General features: G+C 60.8%; 21 protein-coding genes. 12 read left to right on the forward strand and 9 right to left on the reverse strand.

Annotated elements, in window-relative coordinates:
• Window positions 1-75 precede the first annotated feature (75 nt).
• Window positions 76-1404, forward strand: coding sequence for a phosphate ABC transporter substrate-binding/OmpA family protein (locus HU759_RS19055; RefSeq protein WP_138453585.1), 1329 nt, complete (start codon window positions 76-78; stop codon window positions 1402-1404).
• A 348-nt stretch (window positions 1405-1752) separates the two neighbouring features.
• Here the strand turns inward: HU759_RS19055 and HU759_RS19060 are convergent, their stop codons facing one another.
• Window positions 1753-2982, reverse strand: coding sequence for an acyl-CoA dehydrogenase (locus tag HU759_RS19060; protein ID WP_058420935.1), 1230 nt, complete (start codon window positions 2980-2982; stop codon window positions 1753-1755).
• 166 nt (window positions 2983-3148) lie between these two features.
• Here HU759_RS19060 and HU759_RS19065 point away from each other — a divergent pair, with 166 nt between their 5' ends.
• From HU759_RS19065 to HU759_RS19075, 3 genes are all read left to right on the forward strand, one after another.
• Window positions 3149-4084 (forward strand): LysR family transcriptional regulator, encoded by a 936-nt coding sequence (locus tag HU759_RS19065; RefSeq protein ID WP_017136514.1) that lies wholly within the window; start codon window positions 3149-3151, stop codon window positions 4082-4084.
• Window positions 4085-4228: 144 nt separating this feature from the next.
• Window positions 4229-4621 (forward strand): MerR family DNA-binding transcriptional regulator, encoded by a 393-nt coding sequence (locus HU759_RS19070; RefSeq protein ID WP_017136513.1) that lies wholly within the window; start codon window positions 4229-4231, stop codon window positions 4619-4621.
• A 17-nt stretch (window positions 4622-4638) separates the two neighbouring features.
• The gene (locus HU759_RS19075; RefSeq protein WP_017136512.1) at window positions 4639-5538 is read left to right on the forward strand and encodes a hydroxymethylglutaryl-CoA lyase; all 900 of its coding nucleotides are present in this window, start codon (window positions 4639-4641) and stop codon (window positions 5536-5538) included.
• 577 nt (window positions 5539-6115) lie between these two features.
• On the opposite strand, the gene HU759_RS19080 is transcribed toward HU759_RS19075, so the two are convergent.
• Window positions 6116-7753 (reverse strand): AMP-binding protein, encoded by a 1638-nt coding sequence (locus HU759_RS19080; RefSeq protein ID WP_169988199.1) that lies wholly within the window; start codon window positions 7751-7753, stop codon window positions 6116-6118.
• A 149-nt stretch (window positions 7754-7902) separates the two neighbouring features.
• Between HU759_RS19080 and HU759_RS19085 the strand changes: the two genes are divergently transcribed.
• The 4 genes from HU759_RS19085 to HU759_RS19100 are packed head-to-tail and all read left to right on the forward strand — an operon-like array spanning window position 7903 to window position 13430.
• Window positions 7903-9066, forward strand: coding sequence for an isovaleryl-CoA dehydrogenase (locus tag HU759_RS19085; RefSeq protein ID WP_017136510.1), 1164 nt, complete (start codon window positions 7903-7905; stop codon window positions 9064-9066).
• A 12-nt stretch (window positions 9067-9078) separates the two neighbouring features.
• Entirely contained in the window at window positions 9079-10686 is a 1608-nt protein-coding gene (locus tag HU759_RS19090) for a carboxyl transferase domain-containing protein (RefSeq protein WP_138453115.1), read from the forward strand.
• A gap of 15 nt (window positions 10687-10701) precedes the next feature.
• Window positions 10702-11508: a gamma-carboxygeranoyl-CoA hydratase gene (locus HU759_RS19095; RefSeq protein WP_017136508.1), complete on the forward strand. Its 807-nt coding sequence runs from the start codon at window positions 10702-10704 to the stop codon at window positions 11506-11508.
• Complete coding sequence (locus HU759_RS19100; protein ID WP_170040867.1) at window positions 11505-13430, forward strand: acetyl/propionyl/methylcrotonyl-CoA carboxylase subunit alpha; 1926 nt, start codon at window positions 11505-11507, stop codon at window positions 13428-13430. Before HU759_RS19095 ends, HU759_RS19100 begins: the two co-directional genes overlap by 4 nt.
• Here HU759_RS19100 and HU759_RS19105 read toward each other — a convergent pair.
• Window positions 13427-14062, reverse strand: a complete 636-nt coding sequence (locus HU759_RS19105) for a LexA family transcriptional regulator (protein ID WP_017136506.1) — start codon at window positions 14060-14062, stop codon at window positions 13427-13429. The two genes, HU759_RS19100 and HU759_RS19105, sit on opposite strands and share 4 nt — an antisense overlap.
• A gap of 130 nt (window positions 14063-14192) precedes the next feature.
• On the opposite strand from HU759_RS19105, the gene HU759_RS19110 reads away from it, so the two are divergent.
• Together HU759_RS19110 and HU759_RS19115 are read left to right on the forward strand one after the other, a co-directional pair.
• Window positions 14193-14543, forward strand: coding sequence for a DUF3077 domain-containing protein (locus HU759_RS19110; protein WP_170040866.1), 351 nt, complete (start codon window positions 14193-14195; stop codon window positions 14541-14543).
• Between the two features lie 465 nt (window positions 14544-15008).
• Window positions 15009-16160, forward strand: a complete 1152-nt coding sequence (locus tag HU759_RS19115) for a M14-type cytosolic carboxypeptidase (protein WP_099550041.1) — start codon at window positions 15009-15011, stop codon at window positions 16158-16160.
• 19 nt (window positions 16161-16179) lie between these two features.
• Here the strand turns inward: HU759_RS19115 and HU759_RS19120 are convergent, their stop codons facing one another.
• From HU759_RS19120 to HU759_RS19140, 5 genes are all read right to left on the reverse strand, one after another.
• Complete coding sequence (locus HU759_RS19120; RefSeq protein WP_170040865.1) at window positions 16180-16719, reverse strand: cytochrome b; 540 nt, start codon at window positions 16717-16719, stop codon at window positions 16180-16182.
• A complete protein-coding gene (locus HU759_RS19125; protein WP_138453619.1) occupies window positions 16716-17798 on the reverse strand; it encodes a catalase family peroxidase in 1083 nt (360 codons plus the stop codon). Before HU759_RS19125 ends, HU759_RS19120 begins: the two co-directional genes overlap by 4 nt.
• A gap of 120 nt (window positions 17799-17918) precedes the next feature.
• Entirely contained in the window at window positions 17919-18683 is a 765-nt protein-coding gene (locus HU759_RS19130) for an enoyl-CoA hydratase-related protein (protein WP_170040864.1), read from the reverse strand.
• A gap of 42 nt (window positions 18684-18725) precedes the next feature.
• Complete coding sequence (locus HU759_RS19135; protein ID WP_170040863.1) at window positions 18726-20024, reverse strand: hypothetical protein; 1299 nt, start codon at window positions 20022-20024, stop codon at window positions 18726-18728.
• Window positions 20017-21597: an amino acid adenylation domain-containing protein gene (locus HU759_RS19140; RefSeq protein ID WP_170040862.1), complete on the reverse strand. Its 1581-nt coding sequence runs from the start codon at window positions 21595-21597 to the stop codon at window positions 20017-20019. The genes HU759_RS19135 and HU759_RS19140 overlap by 8 nt, the downstream gene beginning before the upstream one ends.
• A 197-nt stretch (window positions 21598-21794) precedes the next feature.
• Between HU759_RS19140 and HU759_RS19145 the strand changes: the two genes are divergently transcribed.
• Together HU759_RS19145 and HU759_RS19150 are read left to right on the forward strand one after the other, a co-directional pair.
• Entirely contained in the window at window positions 21795-22301 is a 507-nt protein-coding gene (locus HU759_RS19145) for a sigma-70 family RNA polymerase sigma factor (protein WP_170040861.1), read from the forward strand.
• Entirely contained in the window at window positions 22298-23035 is a 738-nt protein-coding gene (locus tag HU759_RS19150; protein WP_170040860.1) for an anti-sigma factor, read from the forward strand. The genes HU759_RS19145 and HU759_RS19150 overlap by 4 nt, the downstream gene beginning before the upstream one ends.
• A gap of 74 nt (window positions 23036-23109) precedes the next feature.
• Here the strand turns inward: HU759_RS19150 and HU759_RS19155 are convergent, their stop codons facing one another.
• Window positions 23110-24081 (reverse strand): spore coat U domain-containing protein, encoded by a 972-nt coding sequence (locus HU759_RS19155; RefSeq protein ID WP_170040871.1) that lies wholly within the window; start codon window positions 24079-24081, stop codon window positions 23110-23112.
• Window positions 24082-24101 lie beyond the last annotated feature (20 nt).

Here is a 24101-nt window from a genome sequence, read left to right on the forward strand (position 1 = left end):
TGTGCGTCAGTCATATTTTTGAAACCCCACTGACTTAATCTGGCGGCACTCCCTTTGGCTTAAGAAGGTGCCGGCATGATGCTGCGCGTTCTGTTCCTGTTGATACTGCCGCTCTACGCTGCCGCCGCTGCCCTACCCGTTCCCGACCAAGGCCCCGCCCTGCGTATCCAGGGTTCTAATACCATTGGTGCGGCGCTTGGACCTGCGTTGGTCAAGGGCATGCTGGAGCACCAGGGCTTGCAGGCGGTGCACAGCGAGCCCGGCGATGGCGCCAATGAACAACGGGTGATCGGCAAGACGCGTCAGGGCAAAACCGTCACGGTGGAGGTCGCAGCCCACGGTTCAAGTACCGGGTTCAGCGCACTGAAAAAATCCAACGCTGACCTTGCGGCTGCTTCGCGCCCGATCAAGGACAGCGAACTGGTGGACCTTGAACCCCTGGGCGACCTGAAAAGCCCAGAGGCCGAGCACGTGATTGCCATCGACGGCCTGGCCATTATCCTCAACCCGCAAAACCCGTTGAATACCTTGAACACCGAGCAGCTGGCGCAGATTTTCAATGGTGAAGTCAGCCACTGGGAGGATGTGGGCGGCGTCGACGGCGCCATTCATCTGTATGCCCGGGATGATCAGTCCGGCACCTATGACACCTTTAAAGAGCTGGTGCTGAACCGGCGCGGCAAACCGCTGGCCGTGGCCGCCAAGCGCTTCGAATCCAGCGAGGCGTTGTCCGATGCGGTGAGCCATGACCCGCAAGGCATTGGTTTTATCGGCCTGCCGTATGTGCGCCAGGCCAAGGCGCTGGCGATTGTCGACGGTGACTCACAGCCGATGTTACCGGTGACCAGCCTGATCGCCACCGAGGATTACCCGCTGTCACGCCGCTTGTATTTTTACCTGCCGCCGTCGAACCGCAACCCGTGGGCCAAAGCCCTGGTGGACTTTACCCAAAGTGGCAAAGGCCAGGCGATTGTGGCCGCCAATGGCTTTATCGCCCAGCAGGTGCAGGCGATTGCCGTGGAGCCACGGGCGTCGATGCCCGAGGACTATCAAAGCATCGTCCGTGACGCCCAGCGCTTGAGTGTGAATTTTCGTTTCGAAGAAGGCAGCGCCAGCCTGGACAACAAGGCGCGCCAGGACTTGCAGCGGGTGGTGGCGTATATAAAAAGCCACGGCAAGCTCGACAAGCAGGTGACGCTGGTGGGGTTTGGCGATGCCAAGAATGACCCGCAGCGGGCGGCGCTGTTGTCAAAGTTGCGGGCAATGGCGGTGCGCCGGGAATTGGTCAAGAACGGCGTGGTGCTCAGGGATATTCGCGGCTTCGGCGCGCAGATGCCGGTGGCGGCGAACACGGCGGATGAGGGGCGGATCAAGAATCGGCGGGTGGAGGTTTGGGTGTACTGACCGCTCGGGTTTCGTGTTGTAAACACTGGCCTCATCGCGGCATAGGTATCTACACAACCGGTTAACACGAAGCCTGTTGTAAGTGGGCTGTTGTGGCGAGCAGGCTTGCCCTGCGTTGGGCTGCGAAGCAGCCCCAAACCCAGTCGCTGAGTTCTTTCAGGAAAATTGCAGTGCCTTTACTGGGCCGCTTCGCAGCCAACGCAGGGCAAGCCTGCTCGCCACAGGAGAAATTGGCTGCCTTCAAAAGTTGTGTAGATACCTATGCTCATCGCGGGCAAGCCCGGCTCCCACCTTTGGAATGCATTCCAGTGTGGGAGCTGGCTTGCCTGCGATGCAGGCGCCTCGGTGTTACTGCCCGCTGCGCATCAGCTCTTTAGGCACATACTTGCCAATCTCAAACTTGCCAATCGCCGCACGGTGCACTTCATCCGGGCCGTCGGCCAGGCGCAGGGTGCGTTGCATGGCGTACATGTAGGCCAGCGGGAAGTCGTTGGAAACACCGGCGCCACCATGGATCTGAATCGCCCGGTCAATCACCTTCAAGGCCACGTTCGGCGCCACGACCTTGATCTGCGCGATTTCGCTTTTCGCCACTTTGTTACCGACGGTGTCCATCATGTACGCCGCTTTCAGGGTCAGCAGGCGCGCCATGTCGATTTCCATCCGCGAGTCGGCGATCTTGTCGATATTACCGCCCAGGCGCGCCAATGGCTTGCCGAACGCGGTGCGGCTGACGGAGCGTTTGCACATCAGTTCCAGCGCACGCTCGGCCATGCCGACGGAGCGCATGCAGTGGTGTATGCGGCCTGGGCCAAGGCGGCCCTGGGCGATTTCGAAGCCACGGCCTTCACCCAGCAGTACGTTTTCATACGGCACACGCACGTTGTCGAACAGTACTTCAGCGTGGCCGTGGGGTGCGTCGTCGTAGCCGAACACCGGCAGTGGTCGTACGATTTTTACCCCTGGCGTGTCTACCGGCACCAGGATCATCGAGTGCTGCTGGTGGCGCGGCGCGTCCGGGTTGCTCAGGCCCATGAAGATCAGGATCTTGCAGCGTGGGTCGCAGGCGCCGGAGGTCCACCACTTCTTGCCATTAATCACCCACTCATCGCCTTGACGCTCGGCGCGGGCGGCCATGTTGGTGGCGTCGGATGAGGCCACGTCCGGTTCGGTCATGGCGAACGCCGAACGAATCTCGCCGCGCAGCAGCGGTTCAAGCCAGCGTTGCTTCTGTTCTTCATTGGCGTAACGCACCAGCACTTCCATGTTGCCAGTGTCGGGGGCGGAACAGTTGAACGGCTCCGGGCCCAACAGCGAGCGGCCCATGATTTCGGCCAATGGCGCATATTCGAGGTTGGTCAGGCCGGCGCCCAGCTCGGATTCGGGCAGGAACAGGTTCCATAGGCCTTCGGCTTTGGCACGGGCTTTGAGCTCTTCCATGATCGCGGTGGGCTGCCAGCGGTCACCTTCGCTGACCTGGCGTTCGAACACCGGCTCGGCCGGGTAAACGTAAGCGTCCATGAACGCAGTGACGCGTTCACGCAGTTCCTGAACCTTGGGCGAATAGGCGAAATCCATGAGCAGCTCCCTTCTCTGAGAGGTTGTTTAGGTCATGCAATCGATGCTAGAACAGCGCTGATAATTTACCTAGCCTATTCTCGGCGTGTATTAACATTCATCACCGATATATGATCGGCGTATGAGCACCTGATAAATCGCCACCTGAAAATAAGAGCGCAACGAAATGAATCTGAGCAAGGTCGACCTCAACCTGTTTATCGTCTTCGACGCGATCTACACCGAAGCCAACCTGACCCGCGCCGGGCAGATCGTTGGTATCACCCAGCCGGCGGTATCCAACGCCCTGGCCCGCCTGCGCGAAACCTTCAACGACCCGCTGTTCGTGCGCACCGCGCAAGGCATGGTGCCCACGCCCATGGCGCAGAACATCATCGGCCCGGTGCGCAACGCGTTGTCGTTGCTGCGGGTGTCGGTGCAGGAAAGCCGAATTTTCAACCCGCAACAGGCGGCCAAGACTTATCGCATCAGCATGACCGACCTCACCGAGGCGGTGATTCTGCCGCTGCTGTTCCAGCGCCTGCGCCGCCTGGCGCCAACCGTGGTGATCGAGAGTTTCTTGTCCAAACGCCGCGAAACCACCAAGGAACTGGCCGCCGGGCGCCTGGACTTTGCCGTGGACGCACCGCTCAACACCGACCCGCAAGTGCGCCACGTCAAACTGATGGAAGATCGCTATGTATGCGCCATGCGCAAGGGCCATCCGATGGCGGGAAAGGACAAGTTCACGCTGGATGACTACCTGTCGCTGACTCACATTCATATCTCCAGCCGCCGCAACGGCCTGGGCCACGTTGACCTGGCGCTGGGCAAGATGGGCATCCAGCGCAAGATCGCCCTGCGTTCCCAGCATTACCTGATGGCTTCGCAAGTGTTGCAGCAGACCGACATGGTGATGACCGTGCCCGAACGCTTTGCCCGCCGCCATGAGCTGCATTGGTTCAACCTGCCGGTCAACGATGTGCCGCCGGTGGAAACCCACCTGTACTGGCACGAAAGCACCGACCAGGACCCGGCCAACCGCTGGATGCGTGAGCAGATGATCGAGTTGTGCCAGCAAGTCACCGCGCACGAAAAGAAACTGGATGGCAAGCAAGCCTAAGCTCTGGTGAGCAGGCTTGTTGTAGTGAGCAGGCTTGCCACAGCAAGCTCCCTCGCCACAGGGTGTGAGTCAATCCAGGCTATTTGCTTGACGTAAACGTCAACCTGCCTTTAGCTTAGCGCCAAGACCTTCTTGAGCGCCGCCATGAGCACGACCTACAGCATCTCTGACCTCGCCCGCGAGCTCGACATCACCACCCGCGCCATTCGTTTCTACGAAGAACAAGGCCTGCTGGCCCCGGAGCGCCGGGGCCAGGAGCGCATCTACTCGGCGCGCGACAAGGTCAGCCTCAAGTTGATCCTGCGCGGCAAGCGCATCGGTTTTTCCCTGGCCGAATGCCGTGAGCTGATCGAACTCTACGATCCCACCAGCGGCAACCACATCCAGCTCAACAGCATGCTGGCGAAAATCGCCGAGCGCCGTGAGCAGCTCGAGCAACAGATGCTCGATATCGAACAGATGAAGCTGGAACTGGACACCGCCGAAGAGCGCTGCACCCAGGCGCTGGCGCAGACCATGAACCCGGTTGGTCCATAAACACAAGGTAGCTGCCCATGTCTCTCCCCTCTTATGTGCGCCTGGTGGAAGTCGGCCCGCGCGACGGTTTGCAGAACGAAGCCCAGCCGATCAGCGTGGCCGACAAGGTTCAACTGGTGGACGCACTCAGCTCAGCCGGCTTGAGTTATATCGAAGTCGGCAGTTTTGTCTCGCCCAAATGGGTGCCGCAGATGGCTGGCTCCGCCGAGGTGTTTGCGCAGATCCAGCGCACGCCCGGCGTCACCTACGGCGCGCTGGCGCCAAACCTGCGCGGCTTTGAAGATGCGCTGGCGGCTGGCGTAAAGGAAGTCGCGGTATTTGCGGCGGCGTCCGAGGCGTTTTCGCAGCGCAATATCAACTGCTCCATCAGCGACAGCCTGGAGCGCTTTGCGCCGATCATGACGGCCGCCAAGCAACACGGCATCAGCGTGCGCGGCTATGTGTCGTGTGTGTTGGGTTGCCCTTACGAAGGCCAGATTGCGCCGGAACAAGTCGCCGCAGTAGCACGTGAGTTGTATGCCATGGGCTGTTATGAAGTGTCGCTGGGCGACACCATCGGCACCGGTACCGCAGGCGCCACACGACGGTTGTTCGAAGTGGTCGGCGCGCAGGTGCCACGGGACAAGCTGGCCGGGCATTTCCATGACACCTATGGCCAGGCAATCGCGAATATCTACGCCAGCCTGCTCGAAGGCATCACGGTGTTCGACAGCTCTATTGCGGGCCTGGGCGGCTGCCCTTACGCCAAGGGCGCCAGCGGTAACGTCGCCACCGAAGATGTGGTGTACCTGCTCAATGGTCTGGGTATCGACACCGGTATCGATCTGGAGGCATTGATTCGTGCAGGCCTGCAGATCAGTAACGTGCTGGGTCGGCCGACGGGTTCGCGAGTCGCCAAGGCACGTAACGCCGGTTGAGTAGCTTAGCCGTGACAATGTGTTACCGCACGCATACACATCGAGTAACACGGGAACATATTTTGTCGAATTATCCGTAGGCAAAACCCTACACAAAAATTAAACCATTGATTTTAAATGACTTTTAAAAGTTGGCACGGCTCCTGCTATCTCTATGGCATAACAAGAATAAAAAGCGCCAAACCTAATAAAAATAAGACGAAACGACTCTGACATAACAAAAACAACACGGCAGAGACGCAGCTAACAGATTTTTTTGAAGAAGATGTGCTTCGCAGGGTACGGCGTGCCGACACCCGCAACCGGTTAGAGAAAAATAAAACTACCTCAGGTAGCTGCCACTGGTTGGATCGTTAACGAAGAAGCAGATCAGCGTTCAAAAAAATACGTTTGCTCTTGATCCCGGATGGGGGTCGCAAAAAAACAGCGGTAAAGGGTAACGGTTGCCAAAAACAACAACAGACCGCCCCTCAATAATAAAAAAAGAGCACGCAACGACAAATTAAAGGGGACCTTCGGGTCCCCTTTGTGCTTTCTGTGGAAGCTGGCTTGCCAGCTCCCACATGAGCCTGTGCTGTCAGTTGGATTGGGTTCGCAGCTCCTCGATCGAAATTTCGCGCATGCGAAACTTCTGGATCTTGCCCGTCACTGTCATCGGAAACTCATCCACGAACTTGAAGTGCTTGGGCGTCTTGAAGTGCGCAATGCGGCCCTTGCACCAGGTTTGCAGCTCCAGTTCGTTGGCCACATGGCCGGGATGGAATTTGACCCAGGCAACGATCTCTTCGCCGTAACGCTCATCCGGAATGCCAATGATCTGCACATCGGCCACCGCCGGGTGAGTGAAGAAAAACTCCTCCAGCTCGCGCGGATACACGTTCTCACCGCCGCGAATGATCATGTCCTTATTGCGCCCGGCGATGCACACGTAGCCGTGTTCATCCATGCTCGCCAGGTCGCCGGTATGCATCCAGCCTGCGTCATCAATCGCGTCGCGGGTGCCTTCGGGGTTGTTCCAGTAGCCGAGCATCACGCTGTAGCCACGGGTGCAGAGTTCACCGATCTGGCCACGGGGCACGGTGTTACCGGCCTCGTCGATAATTTTGTTTTCGAGCTGGGGCTGGGTGCGGCCAACGGTGGTGACGCGCCGCTCCAGGTCGTCATCGGCGCCGGTCTGCAATGACACCGGGCTGGTTTCGGTCATGCCATAGGCAATCTGCACTTCGCCCATATGCAACTCGCTGATGACCCGACGCATCACTTCGATGGGGCACGTGGCGCCGGCCATGATGCCGGTGCGCAAGGTGGCCAGGTCGAATTCGCTGCGACGTGGGTGATCCAGCAGTGCAATAAACATGGTCGGCACGCCGTACAGGCCGGTGGCGCGTTCCTGCGCGACAGCGGTGAGCGTCAGCAGCGGGTCGAAACCGTCATTGGGGTAAATCATGGTGGTGCCGTGGGTGATACAGCCGAGGTTGCCCATGACCATGCCAAAGCAGTGGTACAGCGGCACCGGGATCACCAGGCGGTCCTGCGCGGTGAGGCCCAGGCTTTCGCCGACCATGTAACCGTTATTGAGGATGTTGTGGTGACTGAGGGTGGCGCCCTTGGGGAAGCCCGTAGTGCCGGAGGTGTACTGGATGTTGACGGCTTGATCGAAGTGCAGGCTGGCTTGGCGACTATAAAGCTGCTCGGGCGGGATGCCAGCACCGAGGGCCGCCAATTGCGACCAGGGCATAAATCCCGCTGGCGGGCTGGGGTCCAGGCTGATGAGGCCGCGCACGTCGGGGTGCAGTTCCTGCAACATCGCGTGGTAATCGGAGCTCTTGAACGAGCCGGCACACACCAGCCATGCGCAGCCGGACTGTTTGAGTACGTAGTCCAATTCGCTGCTGCGGTAGGCCGGGTTGATATTCACCAGGATCACCCCGAGCTTGGCGCTGGCTATTTGAGTGATGCACCACTCGGCACAATTCGGCGCCCAGATGCCCAGGCGATCGCCGGTTTGCATGCCCAAAGCCATGAAGGCGCGGGCATGCAAATCCACCGTCTCGGCCAACTCCCGCCAGGTGTAACGGCGTTGCTGATGGCGCACCACCAAGGCTTCGCCATCGGGGTAGTGCGCAACGGTGCGATCGAAAGCCTGACCGATGGTCATGGCCAGCAAGGTCTTGTCCTGGGAGCCACGGCTGTAGCTCGGGTGCGGTTGATCCATAACGACCCCTGTTGTCTTTTTTGTAGGTTGACGTAAACGTAAACTACGATTGACAGCGCCGTAACGCAAGCTTACGTTAACGTAAAGGTGAGCGCCCTCCCTCGCGCCCCACCCACACAACAACAAAGCTCACATTAAGGTGCCTGTCCATGAGTTACCCGTCCCTGAACTTCGCCCTCGGTGAAACCATCGACATGCTGCGCGACCAGGTGCAGTCGTTCGTGGCGAAGGAGATCGCGCCCCGCGCGGCGCAGATCGACATCGACAACCTGTTCCCTGCCGATCTGTGGCGCAAGTTCGGGGACATGGGCCTCTTGGGCATCACAGTGCCGGAAGAGTACGGCGGCGCCGGCCTGGGTTACCTGGCGCACGTGGTGAGCATGGAAGAAATCAGCCGTGGTTCGGCGTCAGTGGCGCTGTCCTACGGCGCGCACTCCAACCTGTGCGTCAACCAGATCAACCGCAACGGCAATCACGAACAAAAACTCAAGTACCTGCCCAAGTTGATCAGCGGCGAGCACATCGGCGCCCTGGCCATGAGCGAACCGAATGCTGGCTCCGACGTGGTCTCGATGAAGCTGCGCGCCGACAAACGTGGTGACCACTACGTGCTCAACGGCAGCAAGACCTGGATCACCAATGGCCCCGACGCCAACACCTACGTGATCTACGCCAAGACCGACCTGGAAAAAGGCCCTCACGGCATCACCGCGTTTATCGTCGAGCGCGACTACAAAGGCTTCAGCCGCAGCAACAAGTTCGACAAGCTGGGCATGCGCGGCTCCAACACCTGCGAACTGTTTTTCGATGACGTCGAGGTGCCCGAAGAAAACATCCTTGGTGTGCTCAATGGCGGCGTCAAAGTGCTGATGAGCGGCCTGGACTACGAGCGCGTGGTGCTCTCGGGCGGCCCGACCGGGATCATGCAAGCGTGCATGGACCTGATCGTGCCCTACATCCATGACCGTAAGCAGTTCGGCCAGAGCATCGGCGAATTCCAGCTGATCCAGGGCAAGGTCGCCGACATGTACACCCAGCTCAACGCCAGCCGCGCCTATCTCTACGCGGTGGCCCAGGCCTGCGAACGTGGCGAAACCACGCGCAAGGACGCCGCCGGGGTGATCCTCTACAGTGCCGAGCGCGCCACGCAAATGGCCCTGGACGCGATCCAGATTCTCGGCGGCAATGGCTACATCAATGAATTCCCCGCCGGGCGCCTGTTGCGTGATGCCAAGCTGTACGAAATCGGTGCTGGCACCAGTGAGATTCGGCGGATGCTGATCGGTCGCGAACTCTTCAACGAAACCCGCTGAAGGAGCGCCCCCATGGCCACCTTGCATACCCAGCTAAACCCGCGTTCAGCGGAGTTCGCCGCCAACAGCACGGCGATGCGCCAACAGGTCGACGCCCTGCACAGCCTGCTCGCCCATGTGCAGCAAGGCGGCGGCGCCAAGGCCCAGGAACGGCACACCTCGCGCGGCAAACTGCTGCCCCGTGAGCGTATCAACCGCTTGCTCGACCCTGGCTCACCGTTCCTGGAACTCAGCCAACTGGCGGCTCACCAGGTGTACGGCGAGGACGTGCCCGCCGCTGGCGTGATCGCCGGAATCGGCCGTGTGGAAGGCGTCGAATGCATGATTGTCGCCAACGACGCCACGGTCAAAGGCGGCTCGTACTACCCGCTCACGGTAAAAAAACACCTGCGGGCCCAGACCATCGCCGAGCAGAACCGCCTGCCGTGCATTTACCTGGTGGACTCCGGTGGCGCCAACCTGCCGCGTCAGGATGAGGTATTTCCTGATCGCGAACACTTCGGGCGGATCTTCTTCAACCAGGCCAACATGAGCGCCCAGGGCATCCCGCAAATCGCCGTGGTGATGGGCTCCTGCACCGCCGGTGGCGCCTACGTACCCGCCATGGCCGACGAAGCGATCATGGTGCGCCAGCAAGCCACGATCTTCCTCGCCGGGCCGCCGCTGGTAAAAGCCGCGACCGGCGAAGTGGTCAGCGCCGAAGACCTGGGCGGTGCCGATGTGCACTGCAAGATCTCCGGCGTAGCCGACCACTATGCCGACAGCGATGAACATGCGCTCGCCCTGGCCCGACGCAGTGTGGCCAACCTCAACTGGCGCAAGCAGGGTGAGTTAGTGCAACGCCCGCCGGTGGCGCCGTTGTACAGCAGCGAAGAACTTTATGGCGTGATCCCGGCCGATGCCAAGCAGCCATTTGATGTGCGCGAAGTGATCGCGCGGCTGGTGGATGGCTCGGTATTCGATGAGTTCAAGGCGCTGTTTGGCACCACGCTGGTGTGTGGTTTTGCGCACCTGCACGGCTACCCGATTGCGATCCTGGCCAACAACGGGATTCTGTTCGCCGAGGCCGCGCAAAAAGGCGCGCACTTTATCGAACTGGCCTGCCAGCGCGGGATTCCGTTGCTGTTCTTGCAGAACATCACCGGGTTTATGGTCGGCCAGAAATACGAAGCCGGCGGCATTGCCAAGCACGGCGCCAAGCTGGTCACAGCGGTGGCGTGTGCCAAGGTACCCAAGTTCACGGTGATCATCGGTGGCAGCTTTGGTGCCGGTAACTACGGCATGTGCGGTCGCGCCTATGACCCGCGCTTTTTGTGGATGTGGCCGAACGCACGCATCGGTGTGATGGGCGCCGAACAGGCCGCCGGCGTGCTGGTGCAGGTCAAGCGTGAACAGGCCGAGCGCGCGGGCAATGCGTTCAGCGCCGAAGAAGAAGCCGCGATCAAGCAGCCGATTCTCGACCAGTACGAAACCCAGGGCCATCCCTACTACTCCAGCGCACGTTTGTGGGATGACGGTGTGATTGACCCGCAGCAGACCCGTGACGTGCTGGCGCTGGCGTTGTCCGCCGCGCTGAATGCCCCCATCGAGCCGAGCCGCTTCGGCGTGTTCCGCATGTAAATGGAGCTGTACCCCATGAGCGATTTCAACACCCTCGAACTGGTCACCGACAGCCGTGGTTTTGCCACGCTGTGGCTCAGTCGTGAAGCCAAGAACAACGCGTTCAATGCGCAGATGATCCGCGAGTTGATCATCGCCCTCGACCAGGTGCAGGCCGATGCGTCCCTGCGTTTTTTAGTGTTGCGCGCACGTGGCAAGCACTTCAGCGCCGGCGCAGACCTGGCCTGGATGCAGCAATCGGCCGAGCTGGATTACCACACCAACCTGGACGACGCGCGCGAGCTGGCCGAGTTGATGTACAACCTGGCCAAACTGAAAATCCCGACCCTGGCAGTGGTGCAAGGCGCAGCCTACGGGGGCGCGCTGGGCTTGATCAGCTGCTGCGACATGGCGATTGGCGCCGATGACGCGCAGTTCTGCCTGTCGGAAGTGCGCATCGGCCTGGCACCGGCGGTGATCAGCCCGTTCGTGGTACAGGCCATCGGCGAGCGGGCCGCGCGGCGCTATGCGCTGACGGCCGAGCGTTTTGGCGGCCAGCGTGCACGCGACATTGGCCTGCTGGCGGAAAGTTACCCGGCCACCGAGCTGGATGCGCAAGTGGAACTGTGGATCGCCAACCTGTTGCAAAACAGCCCGGCTGCCATGCGCGCCAGCAAGGATTTGCTGCGCGAAGTCGGCAACGGCGCCCTCACCCCGGCGCTGCGTCGGTATTGCGAAAATGCCATCGCGCGGATTCGCGTCAGCGCCGAGGGCCAGGAAGGCTTGCGCGCGTTCCTGCAAAAACGCCCGCCCAGCTGGCAAGCGCAGGAGCCACGTTCATGAGCACACTGACCACTGTGCTGGTGGCCAACCGTGGCGAAATCGCCTGCCGGGTAATGCGCACCGCCAAGGCGATGGGGTTGACCACCGTGGCGGTCCACAGCGCCACCGACCGCGATGCGCGCCATAGCCGCGAGGCCGACATTCGGGTTGACCTGGGTGGCAGCAAGGCCACCGACAGTTACCTGCAAATCGACAAACTGATCGCCGCCGCCCAAGCCAGTGGCGCTCAGGCGATCCATCCGGGTTACGGCTTTCTGTCGGAGAACGCCGGCTTTGCTCGTGCGATTGAAGCCGCCGGTCTTGTTTTCCTGGGTCCGCCCGCCTCGGCCATCGATGCCATGGGCAGCAAATCGGCGGCCAAGGCGCTGATGGAAACTGCCGGGGTGCCGTTGGTGCCGGGTTATCACGGCGCGGACCAGGACCTGGAAACTTTCCGCGATGCCTGCGAACGTATCGGTTACCCGGTACTGCTCAAGGCCACGGCAGGTGGCGGCGGCAAGGGCATGAAGGTGGTCGAGGACGTCAGCCAGTTGGCCGAAGCCCTGGCCTCGGCCCAGCGTGAGGCGCTGTCGTCCTTTGGCAATGGGCAGATGCTGGTGGAGAAGTACCTGCTCAAGCCGCGCCACGTGGAGATTCAGGTGTTTGCCGACCAACACGGCCATTGCCTGTACCTCAATGAGCGCGACTGTTCTATTCAACGTCGCCATCAAAAGGTGGTGGAAGAAGCACCCGCACCGGGCTTGAGTGCCGAGCAGCGTAAAGCCATGGGTGAGGCGGCCGTGCGTGCGGCCCAGGCGATCGGCTATGTGGGCGCCGGCACCGTGGAGTTTTTGCTGGACGCGCGTGGCGAGTTCTTCTTCATGGAGATGAACACGCGGCTGCAAGTGGAGCATCCAGTGACCGAGGCGATTACCGGCCTTGATTTGGTAGCCTGGCAGATTCGTGTGGCTCAGGGTGAACCGCTGCCGATCACTCAGGATCAGGTGCCGTTGGTGGGCCATGCGATTGAAGTGCGCTTGTATGCCGAAGACCCGGCCAATGATTTCCTGCCAGCCACCGGGCACCTGGCGCTGTACCGCGAATCTATTCCAGGCCCGGGGCGCCGTGTGGACAGTGGCGTAGCACAAGGCGACAACGTTTCGCCCTTCTACGACCCGATGCTCGGCAAACTGATTGCCTGGGGTGAAGACCGCGAACAGGCGCGCCTGCGGTTGTTGAGCATGCTCGATGAGTTTGCGGTCGGCGGAGTCAAGACCAACCTCGGCTTTTTGCGGCGCATCATCGGCCATCCGGCGTTTGCGGCGGCTGAACTCGATACCGGGTTTATTCCGCGCTATCAGGATGAACTGCTGCCAGCACCTGGTGCTTTGAGCGATGAGTTCTGGCAGGCGGCAGGGGCGGCGTTTATGCAGAGCCAGCCCGCCGGTGAAGGCCCGTGGGCGGATAACCGAGGCTTTCGTGCCGGGTTGCCGAGCGACGTGTCGTTGCACTTGAGTTGCGCCGGGCAGGACCGGCTGGTGAAGCTGGTAGCGGGCACTGCGCAATTGCGCGGCGAGCAACTACTGATCGAACACCATGGCGTGCGCCGCGCTTATCTGGCGGTACGCAGCGAAGGCATCCTGTATCTGCGCTGGGACGGCCAGATGCAGGCCGTCAGCTTGTATGACCCGATTGCTGCAGTCGAGGCCAACCAGACTCATCAAGGCGGCCTCACAGCGCCGATGAACGGCAGCATCGTGCGGGTGCTGGTAGAAGTCGGTCAACACGTGGAGGCTGGCACTCAGCTGGTGGTGCTCGAGGCCATGAAGATGGAGCACAGTATCCGCGCGCCTCACGCCGGGGCGGTCAAGGCAGTGTTTTGCCAGGAAGGCGAAATGGTCGCCGAAGGCAGCGCCCTGGTGGAACTTGAGACCACGGACTAGAACTTCGCCGTGGCTTGCACCACGACCCCGAGGATTCGGCACGCATCGGTGAAAAGCTGCTTGGGATAAGTCGGATTGAGCGGCACCAGGTAAAGCTGGCCGCTCTCTTCCATCAATTGGCGAAAGGTCGCCTGGGTGCTGTCGGCCCATTGCGCAACCACCAGCTTGCCGGGTTCGGGCTCGATGGCCGGGTCCACCAGAATCATCATGCCCGCACCGATGCTCAGGCCGCTGGGCGCGGTCATGGCATCGCCCGTTACGGGCAGCCAGAAGGCTTCGCCCTGGGCATGGTAATCGCTCAGTTCGAAACGGGCCGCGCCGTAGGTCGGGCGCTCTTCGCGGATTTCGCAGACGCCTTTCCAGTCGCTGACCGGGTAGCGGAAATACGGGTTGTAGTGTTTTTCCAGCGCAGGTGTTGGGTCGGCCTTTTCGCGAATCTCCAGCGCGACTTCCAGATAGCCGAGCCCCAGCTCGTCCAGCACCCGGTTCATGTCCGCAAGACTGGGCACGCGGCGCTTATTGAGCCAATGACCGACGCCGCCCTGGGACATGCCCAAGCGTTCGGCCAGTTCATCCTGCGTGACCTTGCGGTCTTTCATGTTGGCTTTGACCAACGCTATCCAGTTGTCCATGGAGCCTGACCATACGTTGCGCAATTGCCACGACAATAAACAGTTTGTAGTAATCCATCAAATGACATAAATACGATTCGTATTACTATCAGGTGCAGGTTTTCAACGTCCAGCCAGAGTAATCGCCCTCATGATGACCCTCCCGAATCACCTGCCTTGCACGCCCGAAACCGACGAACTGCTGACCCTGCGCAGCAGTGGCGCCGTGCAACGGGCACTCGACTATTACCTGAAAGAAGATGTGTCGGCGCCCACGCCTGACGCCGCGTTTTTCGACATCAGGCCCGGCATCAGCCAGGAAGACGCCCTGGTGCACGCATCGGAGCTGCTACGCAGTGCGGCGGCAGCCGCCTATGAATCGGCAAGCAACCGGCAGGGCAACCAGCGGGACCTGGCCTTTTCGGTGGTGTATTTGATTGATATGGCCAAAGCGATGGTGGAACAGGCAGTGCAGGTGCCTGCTGCCCAGGCGAGCGCCTGAAAGGCACGTAAGAAAAATATTTCTATCACACGGATAAAAACATTTGACTTGCAAATGATAATGATTATTATTGGGCTCAGCTGATCGCGAGATCAGTCGATAGACCAAGGGACCTTAGGTCGGACTCTTGGAATATCTCCTCATCAGGCTAATCACGGTTTTTGACCCGGCTCTTTGGCCGGGTCTTTTTTTTGCCAGTTTTTCTGGCGTGGCTTCAGGCTAATGAAGACTGTGTGTTGCTTGATGGCGCGCATGGTAGCAAAAGAGCATCGCCAAAAGAAAGCCGATCGAACGCTCTAGCCCGGATCTTTGCGAAATAGCGCTTGAGAATCAATCTCATAGAATCTAAGCTGCCTCAGCGTCAAGGACGACGCCCCCTTCCCCGTGCAACAATTTTGCACCAAGATTTTGCCTCACTCCTGTGTAAGATATCTGCCACAACAATCCTACGCAGGCAGCCAGCCCATGACAGTGGCCTTGACCTCCATCAAGATCAGCACCGACTTCGACAGCGGCAACATCCAGGTCCTGGATGCCAGCGACGCTTATCAGTTGTTGCTGGCGATCAAACCCGATACTCGCAGCGCACATTTCCAATGGTTCCACTTCAAGGCCGAAGGCATGCATGTGGGCCATACCCACACCTTCCGCCTGAGCAACGCCAGCCATTCGTCATATAAAAATGCCTGGAGTGGTTACAACGCCGTGGCGTCCTACGACCACGTCAACTGGTTCCGCGTGCCCACGCGTTTTGATGGCGATACATTGCACATCAGCCTGCAAACCCGCGAGAAGCAAGCCTGGTTCGCCTACTTCGAACCGTATAGCCGTGAGCGTCACGACTGGCTGATCGAACAGGCCCTGAACCGCGCCGGTACCCAACTGCTCGCCACCGGCAAAAGCGTCGAGGGCCGTGATATCCAGCTGCTACGCCGCGGCAAAGGTGGCGAAGGCCAGCGCAAGGTGTGGATCATCGCCCAGCAGCATCCCGGCGAACACATGGCTGAATGGTTTATGGAAGGCGTCATCGAGCGCCTGCAACAGGACGGTGATGCCGAGCTGAAAAAACTCCTGGCCGTCGCCGACCTGTACCTGATCCCCAACATGAACCCCGATGGCGCCTTTCACGGGCACCTGCGCACCAACGCCATGGGCCAGGACCTCAACCGTGCCTGGCAGAACGCCAGCGAGGCGCTCAGCCCGGAAGTGCTGTTCGCCCAGCAGCAAATGGAGAAATACGGCGTCGACCTGTTCCTCGATATCCATGGCGATGAAGAAATCCCCTACGTCTTCACCGCAGGCTGCGAAGGCAACCCCGGTTACACCCCGCGTATCGAAGCGCTGGAAAAACACTTCCGCAGGCACTTGAGCGCCCTGACCCGCGATTTCCAGACCACCCACGGCTACACCCGCGACCTGCCGGGCGAAGCCAACATGACCCTGGCCTGCAATGCCGTTGGCCAGCAATACGACTGCCTGTCGCTGACCCTCGAGATGCCCTTCAAGGACAACGACGACGCCCCCAACCCGAAAACCGGTTGGTCCGGTGAGCGCTCCAGGCAACTGGGCAAGGACGTGTTGAGCACCGTGGCCGATATCGTCACCACCCTGCGCTGACCCGCCCTGCCCCCCGGCATCAGCCTTTGGTGCCGGTCATGCTTTGCAGCACACCGTCGCGACGAATCAACCCGTGAAACAGCGCCGCCGCCAGGTGTAACAGTACTGTCAGGAACAACAGGTAGGCCAGGTAGCCATGGGCCTTGCGCAGCAGCGCAAATAACGGTGCATTGGCCGCTAACAACGCCGGCAATTGCACCGAACTGCTGAGCATCACCGGGTCACCGGCCGCCGAAATCATCGCCCAGCCCAGCAGCGGCAGCACCAGCATCAACGCATATAACACGACATGGGACGCTTTGGCGGCCAGCACTTGCCACAGTGGCAGGTCAGCCGGCAACGGCGGCTGACGGGTGGAAAAGCGCACCACCAGCCGCACGATCACCAACGCCAAAATCGCGATACCCAGTGGCTTGTGCAGATGAATCAGCCACTCGTGACGCTCCGACACCGACGCCGCCATGCCCGCGCCGATAAACAACATGGCAATGACCATCAACGCCATCAGCCAATGCAGCAGGCGGGCCAGAGGCGCGAAAAACCGTGGTTGGGCATTCATGGTTTCGACTCCTGAGGGGCACTGTGCAGCGGGCTGACTTCGCCAGCGCGGCGTACGTAGGAACTGGCATAAGCCGCCGAGCGTGCAGCCAGCAGCGGGTCATTGGAGGCTTGGATACCGCTGGGCAGAATCAGCGGGTCAAAGTTGATATCGCGGCAATCGCCGTCAGCCTGCGGTTGGCTGCTTTGCAGCACCAGGGTGCCGGCGTTGAGCACCTTGTGCTCGCCGGTCCAGGCTTTGCTGGCGTCGTCCAGCGGATCGCCGGGGTTGGCCAGGGTCAGGTTCAGCTGCCAACGCAGCGGCCCGGAAGCCAGACGCTGCACCAAATCCTTTTCGAGAAAGTCAGCGCCAGGCGGCGCGGTGTCACCCGTCGCATCCTGGCTCTGTGGCACTACGCCCCAACGCACCGCCTGGCGCTGGCCATCGGCGTTTACCAGGTAAAAGGCATTGATGCCGTTGTAGGTTTCGGTCGCGTAACTGGCCGAGGGCTTGGCGGTCTTGACCCACGCCAGGAACGGCGCCGTCTCGGGGTGCGCGGCAAAAAACGCCGGCATACTGGCCGGGTTCGGCTTGCCGGTGGCCGGCTCGGGTGCGCCGGCCTTGAGCATCTGGTAAAACGCCTCAGGCGTGCCCACCGGGAACACCGGCATGCTGTTCATCCCCGTACGCCATTGCTGGCCGTTGGCCTGGCTGAACTGCACCGCGAAACTGCGGATCGGCACACTGCTGTCCGGCGCGTAGGGGTTGCCGCTGGGCAAGGCGAATCGGCCGATCACCGGGGTTTTCGCCGCGCTGAACACCTGGGCACTGGAGTAAGCGCGCGCCTCGGGGCTGCTCTCGAAGTAACCGGCCACACACACGCCCTTGGCATGGTTACGCCGAAACCCCGGGTGTACACCGTTATTGGTTTCCAGGGCATTGACCAGGGTTTTGGGACGCAGGCGCTGTGGGTCAAGCGTGCCGTTGACGTAGGCGAATGCCCCGGCAACAACCGCCACTACACTGCCAATACACGCCAGCCTGACTAACAAACTGGCGGTACTGAGGGGCGTACGTGGCGGCGATGAGTGATCTACCATGAAAAACTCCAGGGCACGTGGCCACAGGGAAAATGAACTATGAGACGAATCCCACGTAGGTCTATTCCCTTTTCACTGTAGTTTTTTCAGAGCAGATGCGTTGCCAAACCGAGCGTTCTTCTAAACCGCGTTGAAGACTGCCGGGCGCTTGTTTATAAACGCCTGCATGCCCTCCTGTTGATCCGGCGTCGCGAACAGCCCATGAAACAGTCGGCGCTCCAGGCGCACGCCATCGTGCAACCCAAGTTCCAAGGCTTGCTCAACCGCCTCCCGCGCCGCCCGTGTGGCGGTGCGCGAGAACCCGGCAATCTGTGCAGCCACCGCCAGCGTCTGCTCCATCAAGTCTGCCGCCGGGTACACACGCGACACTAACCCGGCCTGGAGCGCCTCTTGAGCCATCATCGGCCGTCCGGTCAACACCATGTCCATGGTCTTGGCCTTGCCGACCAGCCCGGTCAAGCGCTGGGTCGCACCCATGCCCGGAATAACGCCCAGTTTGATTTCCGGCTGGGAAAAGGTCGCCGTATCGGCGGCGAAAATCATGTCGCACATCATCGCCAGCTCACAGCCGCCGCCGAACGCATAGCCGGCCACTGCGGCAATCGTTGGCGTGCGCCGGCGGGTAAAGGCTTCCCAGCCGACGAAGTAATCCTCATCGAGCATGTCCAGGTAGGACTTGGTACTCATCTCCTTAATATCGGCCCCAGCGGCGAAGTATTCAGGCGTGCCGGTGATGACGAAACAGCCGACCTGCGGGTCCTGGTCCAGCACTTCCAGACGGCTGATCAACTCCGTCATCAGCGCCGAACTCAACGCATTCTTGACCTGGGGGCGATTAAGCCTGACCAGTACCACTCGGCCATGACGTTCTATTAATACATTCATAAAAACCTCTGCTGATTAATGTTGTGCCTCAATGCCGCGGTTTCAGGAATCCCAGATCGCGCCATAAGCCGGTATGCCAAGGGCTTCCATTTCATGCACCACGCGCTCGGTCAACGCCTGGTTGGCGATACAGATCACCGCTTCTGCACCGAAGGTTTGCACCGCGCCGTAGGCCAATTGCACCAAGTCCGGTTTACCACGCTCATCGGTGTCCCAGATCAATGCCCCGGGCTGAGCACGCAGGATTTCGTCCACCAGTTCATCGCCATAGGTTTTGCGCGGGCTGCGGGTAGACCAGATCAACTGGATCGGCACTTGGGCGGCCAGCAAATGCGGCATGACCGGGCCGATCCCACTGCCGGTGGCGATATACACCACTGACTTGAACAGGGTTTCCACATTAGCCACGCCCGCCGTGGTGATGCCTTTGACCCACACGTGGCTGGGCAGGTCTTCGATGAAGCGCCCAGTCCAATCGCCCGCACGCGATATGATCAGGCGAAACCCCGCCGCCTCTGGTGCAGGAATATTGGCAAACGAATGCCACTCCAGCAGAGGGTTGCGGCTGATCGCAGTGGATGAACCGGCGAACGGCGTGGTGTGCTTGAAGCGCGTAATCACCGCATGCCCGGAAGGCCGTGTGTGTTCAACGGCGACCTTGCGCAGACGCAACCATGGCAGGGCAATGCTCAACGTCAGCAGCACCAGCATCCAGAATGATCCACTGTGTAATAAGCTGGTCGAAGACTCGCTGGACGCCAGTAAAGTCAACGCCCAGAACAGTAGCAGCGCGCTCCAGCCGGCAAACCGATGGACCCGCTCGAAGCCATTATGGAATCGGCTGCGAATCCACGGCTGCGCCATGCTCACCATCAACAGCAACAGCCCGAGCAACACACCCGTGAGCCACAACCAGGCTGACGACACGCTATCGGGCTGGCGCAGATAGCGTGCAACCTGAACGCCGACCATCGCTATAAACCACGCGGTCGCCGCCAGGGCCGCGCCACTGTGCAGCCCGCCGAAGTGGTAAACCTTGGCCGCGCTGCGCCGCACACGCAACGGCCAGGTGACTGGCACACGGGTTGCCAGCCAGAACAGTGCATTGATCAGGTAATGCTGACGAATCAGGATGGCCAGCGACAGGTTGATCAGCACCATGTCCGAAAGCCTTTCAACCGTAATGGCAGCAAAATCGACCGCCAACAGTACAAACACGGCATTAACCAACAACACCAGTGCCACCAGGCGGTTGTAGTAGGAAAACACCGGCAGTGCAGTCCAGCGACGCCACAACGCCGGTTTGGGTGGCACAACGGCACGGGTCAGTGCATCAAGCATGGCGAGCCACCTCGGCCGCGAATGCCTGTTGCAGCAGCAAGGCCTTGTCGATTTTGCCCCTGGCGGTCAGCGGAAAAGCCTCCACCGCGTAGATGGATGTCGGCACGCAGTAGTAGGCCAGGCGCTCCTGGCAGCGGGCTCGGCACGACTCGACGTCGGCACTGACGGGCGAGACGAAAGCCACCAGGTTACGGCTGTTCAGCTTCAAAGTGACCGCCCGCATGCAGCCATCGCCCGCCTCCAGGGCCGTAGACACAGCGTCCAGTTCCACACGAAAGCCACGCACCTTCACCTGATCATCGACACGCCCCAAGTGTTCCAGTTGACCGTCTGCCGTCCAGCGCCCCAGGTCCCGCGTGCGAAACATCATTGCGTCACCGCCCATAAAAGGGTCCGGGCGATAGCGCTCCTGGGTCAGCTCGGTATTGTTCAAGTAACCGGCCGTTACCCCGACGCCGCCGGCCCACATTTCACCGATCTCACCCAGTTCACAGGCGCGACCGTGTTCGTCGAGGACATACACGGTGTTATTCGGAGTCGGTTTGCCGATGGTCAACAACGTGCCGGGCACATGCCGGTGCAACGTGTTGACGATGGTGGTTTCGGTAGGCCCGCAGCCGTTGTAGAACGTGCAATGTTCGGCCCAACGCTCGGCCAGCGCTTGAGAACAGGGCTCACCTGCCACCGCAACCACCTTCAGGTCAGGACACTGCGCCGGGTCAAGGTTCGCCAGTATCGAGGGGGTGGCGATCAGCACGTGGCATTGCGCAGCGGTTTGCGCAATGTCTTTATCACGAATCAGCAAGGTCGCCCCATGGGCCAAGCAACCGAGGATTTCCCAGGCGGCCATATCAAAGCCGATATTGAGGATTTGCCCCACGTTACGACCCGGCGCCATGCCCATCTGCCCCGGCTGCGTGAGCAAGATATTGCACACGTTGCGGTGGCTGACACACACACCGTTGGGCCGCCCGGTCGTGCCGGAGGTGAACAGCACGAAACACAGGTCATCGGTGTCGGCAGCGGCGAACACCTGAGTGTTGTCCTCGGCGACCCAGGGCTCTTCGGCCAGGAACGTGTCCAGGCATACACTGCGCTGCGTCGCATCGGCCGGCAGGCGATCGGCCAGGTTCGACAAGGTCATAATCACCGGACTGGTCAACGACTCCAGCACCATGCCCAATTGCAGCGTCGGCACGATTCTGGCGTCTTGAGGCACATACGCAGCGCCCACCTTCAACACCGCCAGAAGCCCTACCAGCATGGGAATCGAACGTTCGACAAACAGCCCCACGGTGTCGCCGCGCTTCACGCCCAGATCAATCAGGCGCACGGCCAATCGATTGGCTTGACGGTTGAGTTGTTCATAACTGATACGCTGTCCCGCCCACACCGCCGCAATCGCTTGTGGCGTCAACGCCGCTTGCACCTCGATGGCCTGGTGTACGCGGTCGTGGCCCGGCTTGGCCGATGGCCCGCCCCCCCATTGTTCAAACACGATCCGCTGCGCGGCAGGTAAGTGAGCCAGCGCGGGGCGGCGATAAAACTGTTTATCGGTCGGAGAAATGGTCATGCCTGCACCCTCATCAATTAACCGCAGAAATTGTTCGCGGTTGTTACGAGGGTTGATTGAGGTGTGGGAGCGGTATTACAGGCCCGAGTGCATTGCAGATATCCCCTACAAAAGAGCGCAATATTCCTATAGTTATTGATGGAATAACCTACGTCGGCCGGCGTCTTCCTCTGCACAATTGACCAGAACCCACGCCCATGCACGAACTCGACGATCCGTTACGTGAACTCATCCCCAGGCTGCGACGTTTTGCCGTGTCCCTGACGCGTAACGCCAGCAGCGCCGACGACCTGGTGCAGTCCACGCTCGAGCGGGCGATCATCAGCTGGGCCGACAAACGCCTGGAAGGCGACCTGCGCGCCTGGCTGTTCTCGATCCTCTACCGCCAGTTCCTCGACGCCCACCGGCGCAGCCGCCGTTATGCACGCATGCTCGAATTCTTCACCGGCCGTGACGATGCACAACCCTCGGTGGAGCGCACAGTGATGGCCCAATCGACCCTGCACGCCTTCGACCAACTCAACACCGAGCAACGTGCACTGCTGCTGTGGGTGTCGGTCGAAGGGTTAAGTTACAAGGAAGTCGCCGAGATCCTGGCGGTACCGGTAGGCACCGTGATGTCGCGCCTGTCCCGTGCGCGCCAGGCCTTGCGTCAACTCAGCGAAGGCGAAATTACCAGCCCTGCCCTGCGGATACTCAAATGATTAGCCTGCCCCCCAGCGAACGCGATTTGCATGCCTACGTCGATCACCAACTGCCCGAGAGCGACCGCCGTGTGCTTGAAACCTGGTTGGCTGCCCACCCTGAAAGGGCCGCCCAGGTACATGCCTGGCAACAGGATGCACAAGCCCTGCGCGCCGCCTTGAGCGGAACCTTGCAGCAACCGGCCAACCCCGACCTCGACCCGGCACTGATTCGCCAACGCATTCGGCATCAATCGCGCCGCCACCTGGCCAGCGCCGCCGTGCTGCTGATCGCAGTCTGCCTCGGCGGGCTTGGCGGTTGGCACGCGCGCGAAGCGACCCAACCATCGATGTTGCCGATGGCCGACGCCATGCAGGCGTTTCGCCTGTTTGCCCAGGACGGCATCATGCCCGCCGACTTCAGCACCGAAGATGGCGGCACTATGCAAGCCTGGCTGGATCGCTATTTCAACCAGGCCCATCGCCTGCCCGATTTGAGCCAGGCCGGTTTCAAGCCCGTGAGCGGGCGCCTGCTCACCACTGAGCAAGGTGCGGCGGCGATGGTGTTGTACGAGGATCAGCAAGGCCATCGCATCAGCTTTTACATCCGCCCACCGGGACCGGAAAACGGCTTTTTGCCGCGCGGCAGCCGCAGCGAAGATGGGTTGCAGGCCGATTACTGGTCCGGTGGAGGGTACAACTATGCGATGGTCAGCCCGGTGGATCAGGCGGCTACGCACTTGCTCAAGTTCTAGAGGATCAAGACCGGCTTTTGTGGAGCGGGCAAGCCCCCACATTTTGACCGCGTGGACCTTCAACGGACGCGGCGTTAAAAGCCCACATCCAGCACCACATTATCAATGTAGGTGCCGCCCGGCGGCGTGGCTTGGTCAGTGTAGATCTTGGCGTTGTAGTTGAACACTTGGCTGCCGGTGCCCAGGCCGTTGCCGGGGTTGATCTCGGCCGAGGAACTGGCCCGCCGTGCTGCGCCCACACTGCCCCAGCGCGTGGTGCCGGCACTCATGAAGATGTCGTAGGCCAGGAAGTTACCGCCGGAAATCATCCGCCGCCGTCCGCCCACGCTCACCGGGTTCTGCCCATCACCGAGGCCGACGGTGTAGGCACTGCCCTTGGTGCAGGCCACACTGGCCTGGCCGTTGACGGTGGCGAAGGCGCTGACCACCGGCGCACTGCCGAACGCAATCGGCGGCGTGGTGATCTGGCAGTCGTTGACCACCGTCATGCTGACGTTCAAGGTCGTGGTGCCGTTGTTGATCTCACGGCCCAGACAGGCCCCAGCAATACCAATGCCCGAGCAATAGTTCCAGTTCCAGAAAATACTCAGGGTTTCGCTGTACACCCCCGACGCCACGTTGCTGCCAAGGGTGGTGGCGAAGTACAGCGGCACGACTTTGGTGCCCGGCCCGAACACCAGGCCAAGGGAGGCGGCAATGCCGCCACTGCCGCCAAAATCGAACGCGGTGCCGCGTGTCATCGGGAACGCCGTGGTGTTGTTGGCATAGATCGTATAGTTGATGACATCACCGGTCGGCCCCACCAGGCCACCTTGGGGCGAACCACTGACGGTCGCGTAAAAATGGTCATTGGAGGCCAACACCGACAATAGCGCCGGCGTGCAGCTGAAGCCGGCATTGGTGGTCGAACTGGGCTGAGAGGTGGTGCGCACGGTCATCGAACTCACCGTCGTGCCAAAGCTGGCCGGTACGCTGGCCACCACCGAGCACACGGCCTGCACCTGCGCCGACACGCCCAGGCTTGCCAGCAACAGGAACCGCAACAGCCATTCCTTGACCCGCACAC

The organism is Pseudomonas sp. OE 28.3, assembly GCF_014268205.2.
Lineage (GTDB): Bacteria > Pseudomonadota > Gammaproteobacteria > Pseudomonadales > Pseudomonadaceae > Aquipseudomonas > Aquipseudomonas edaphica.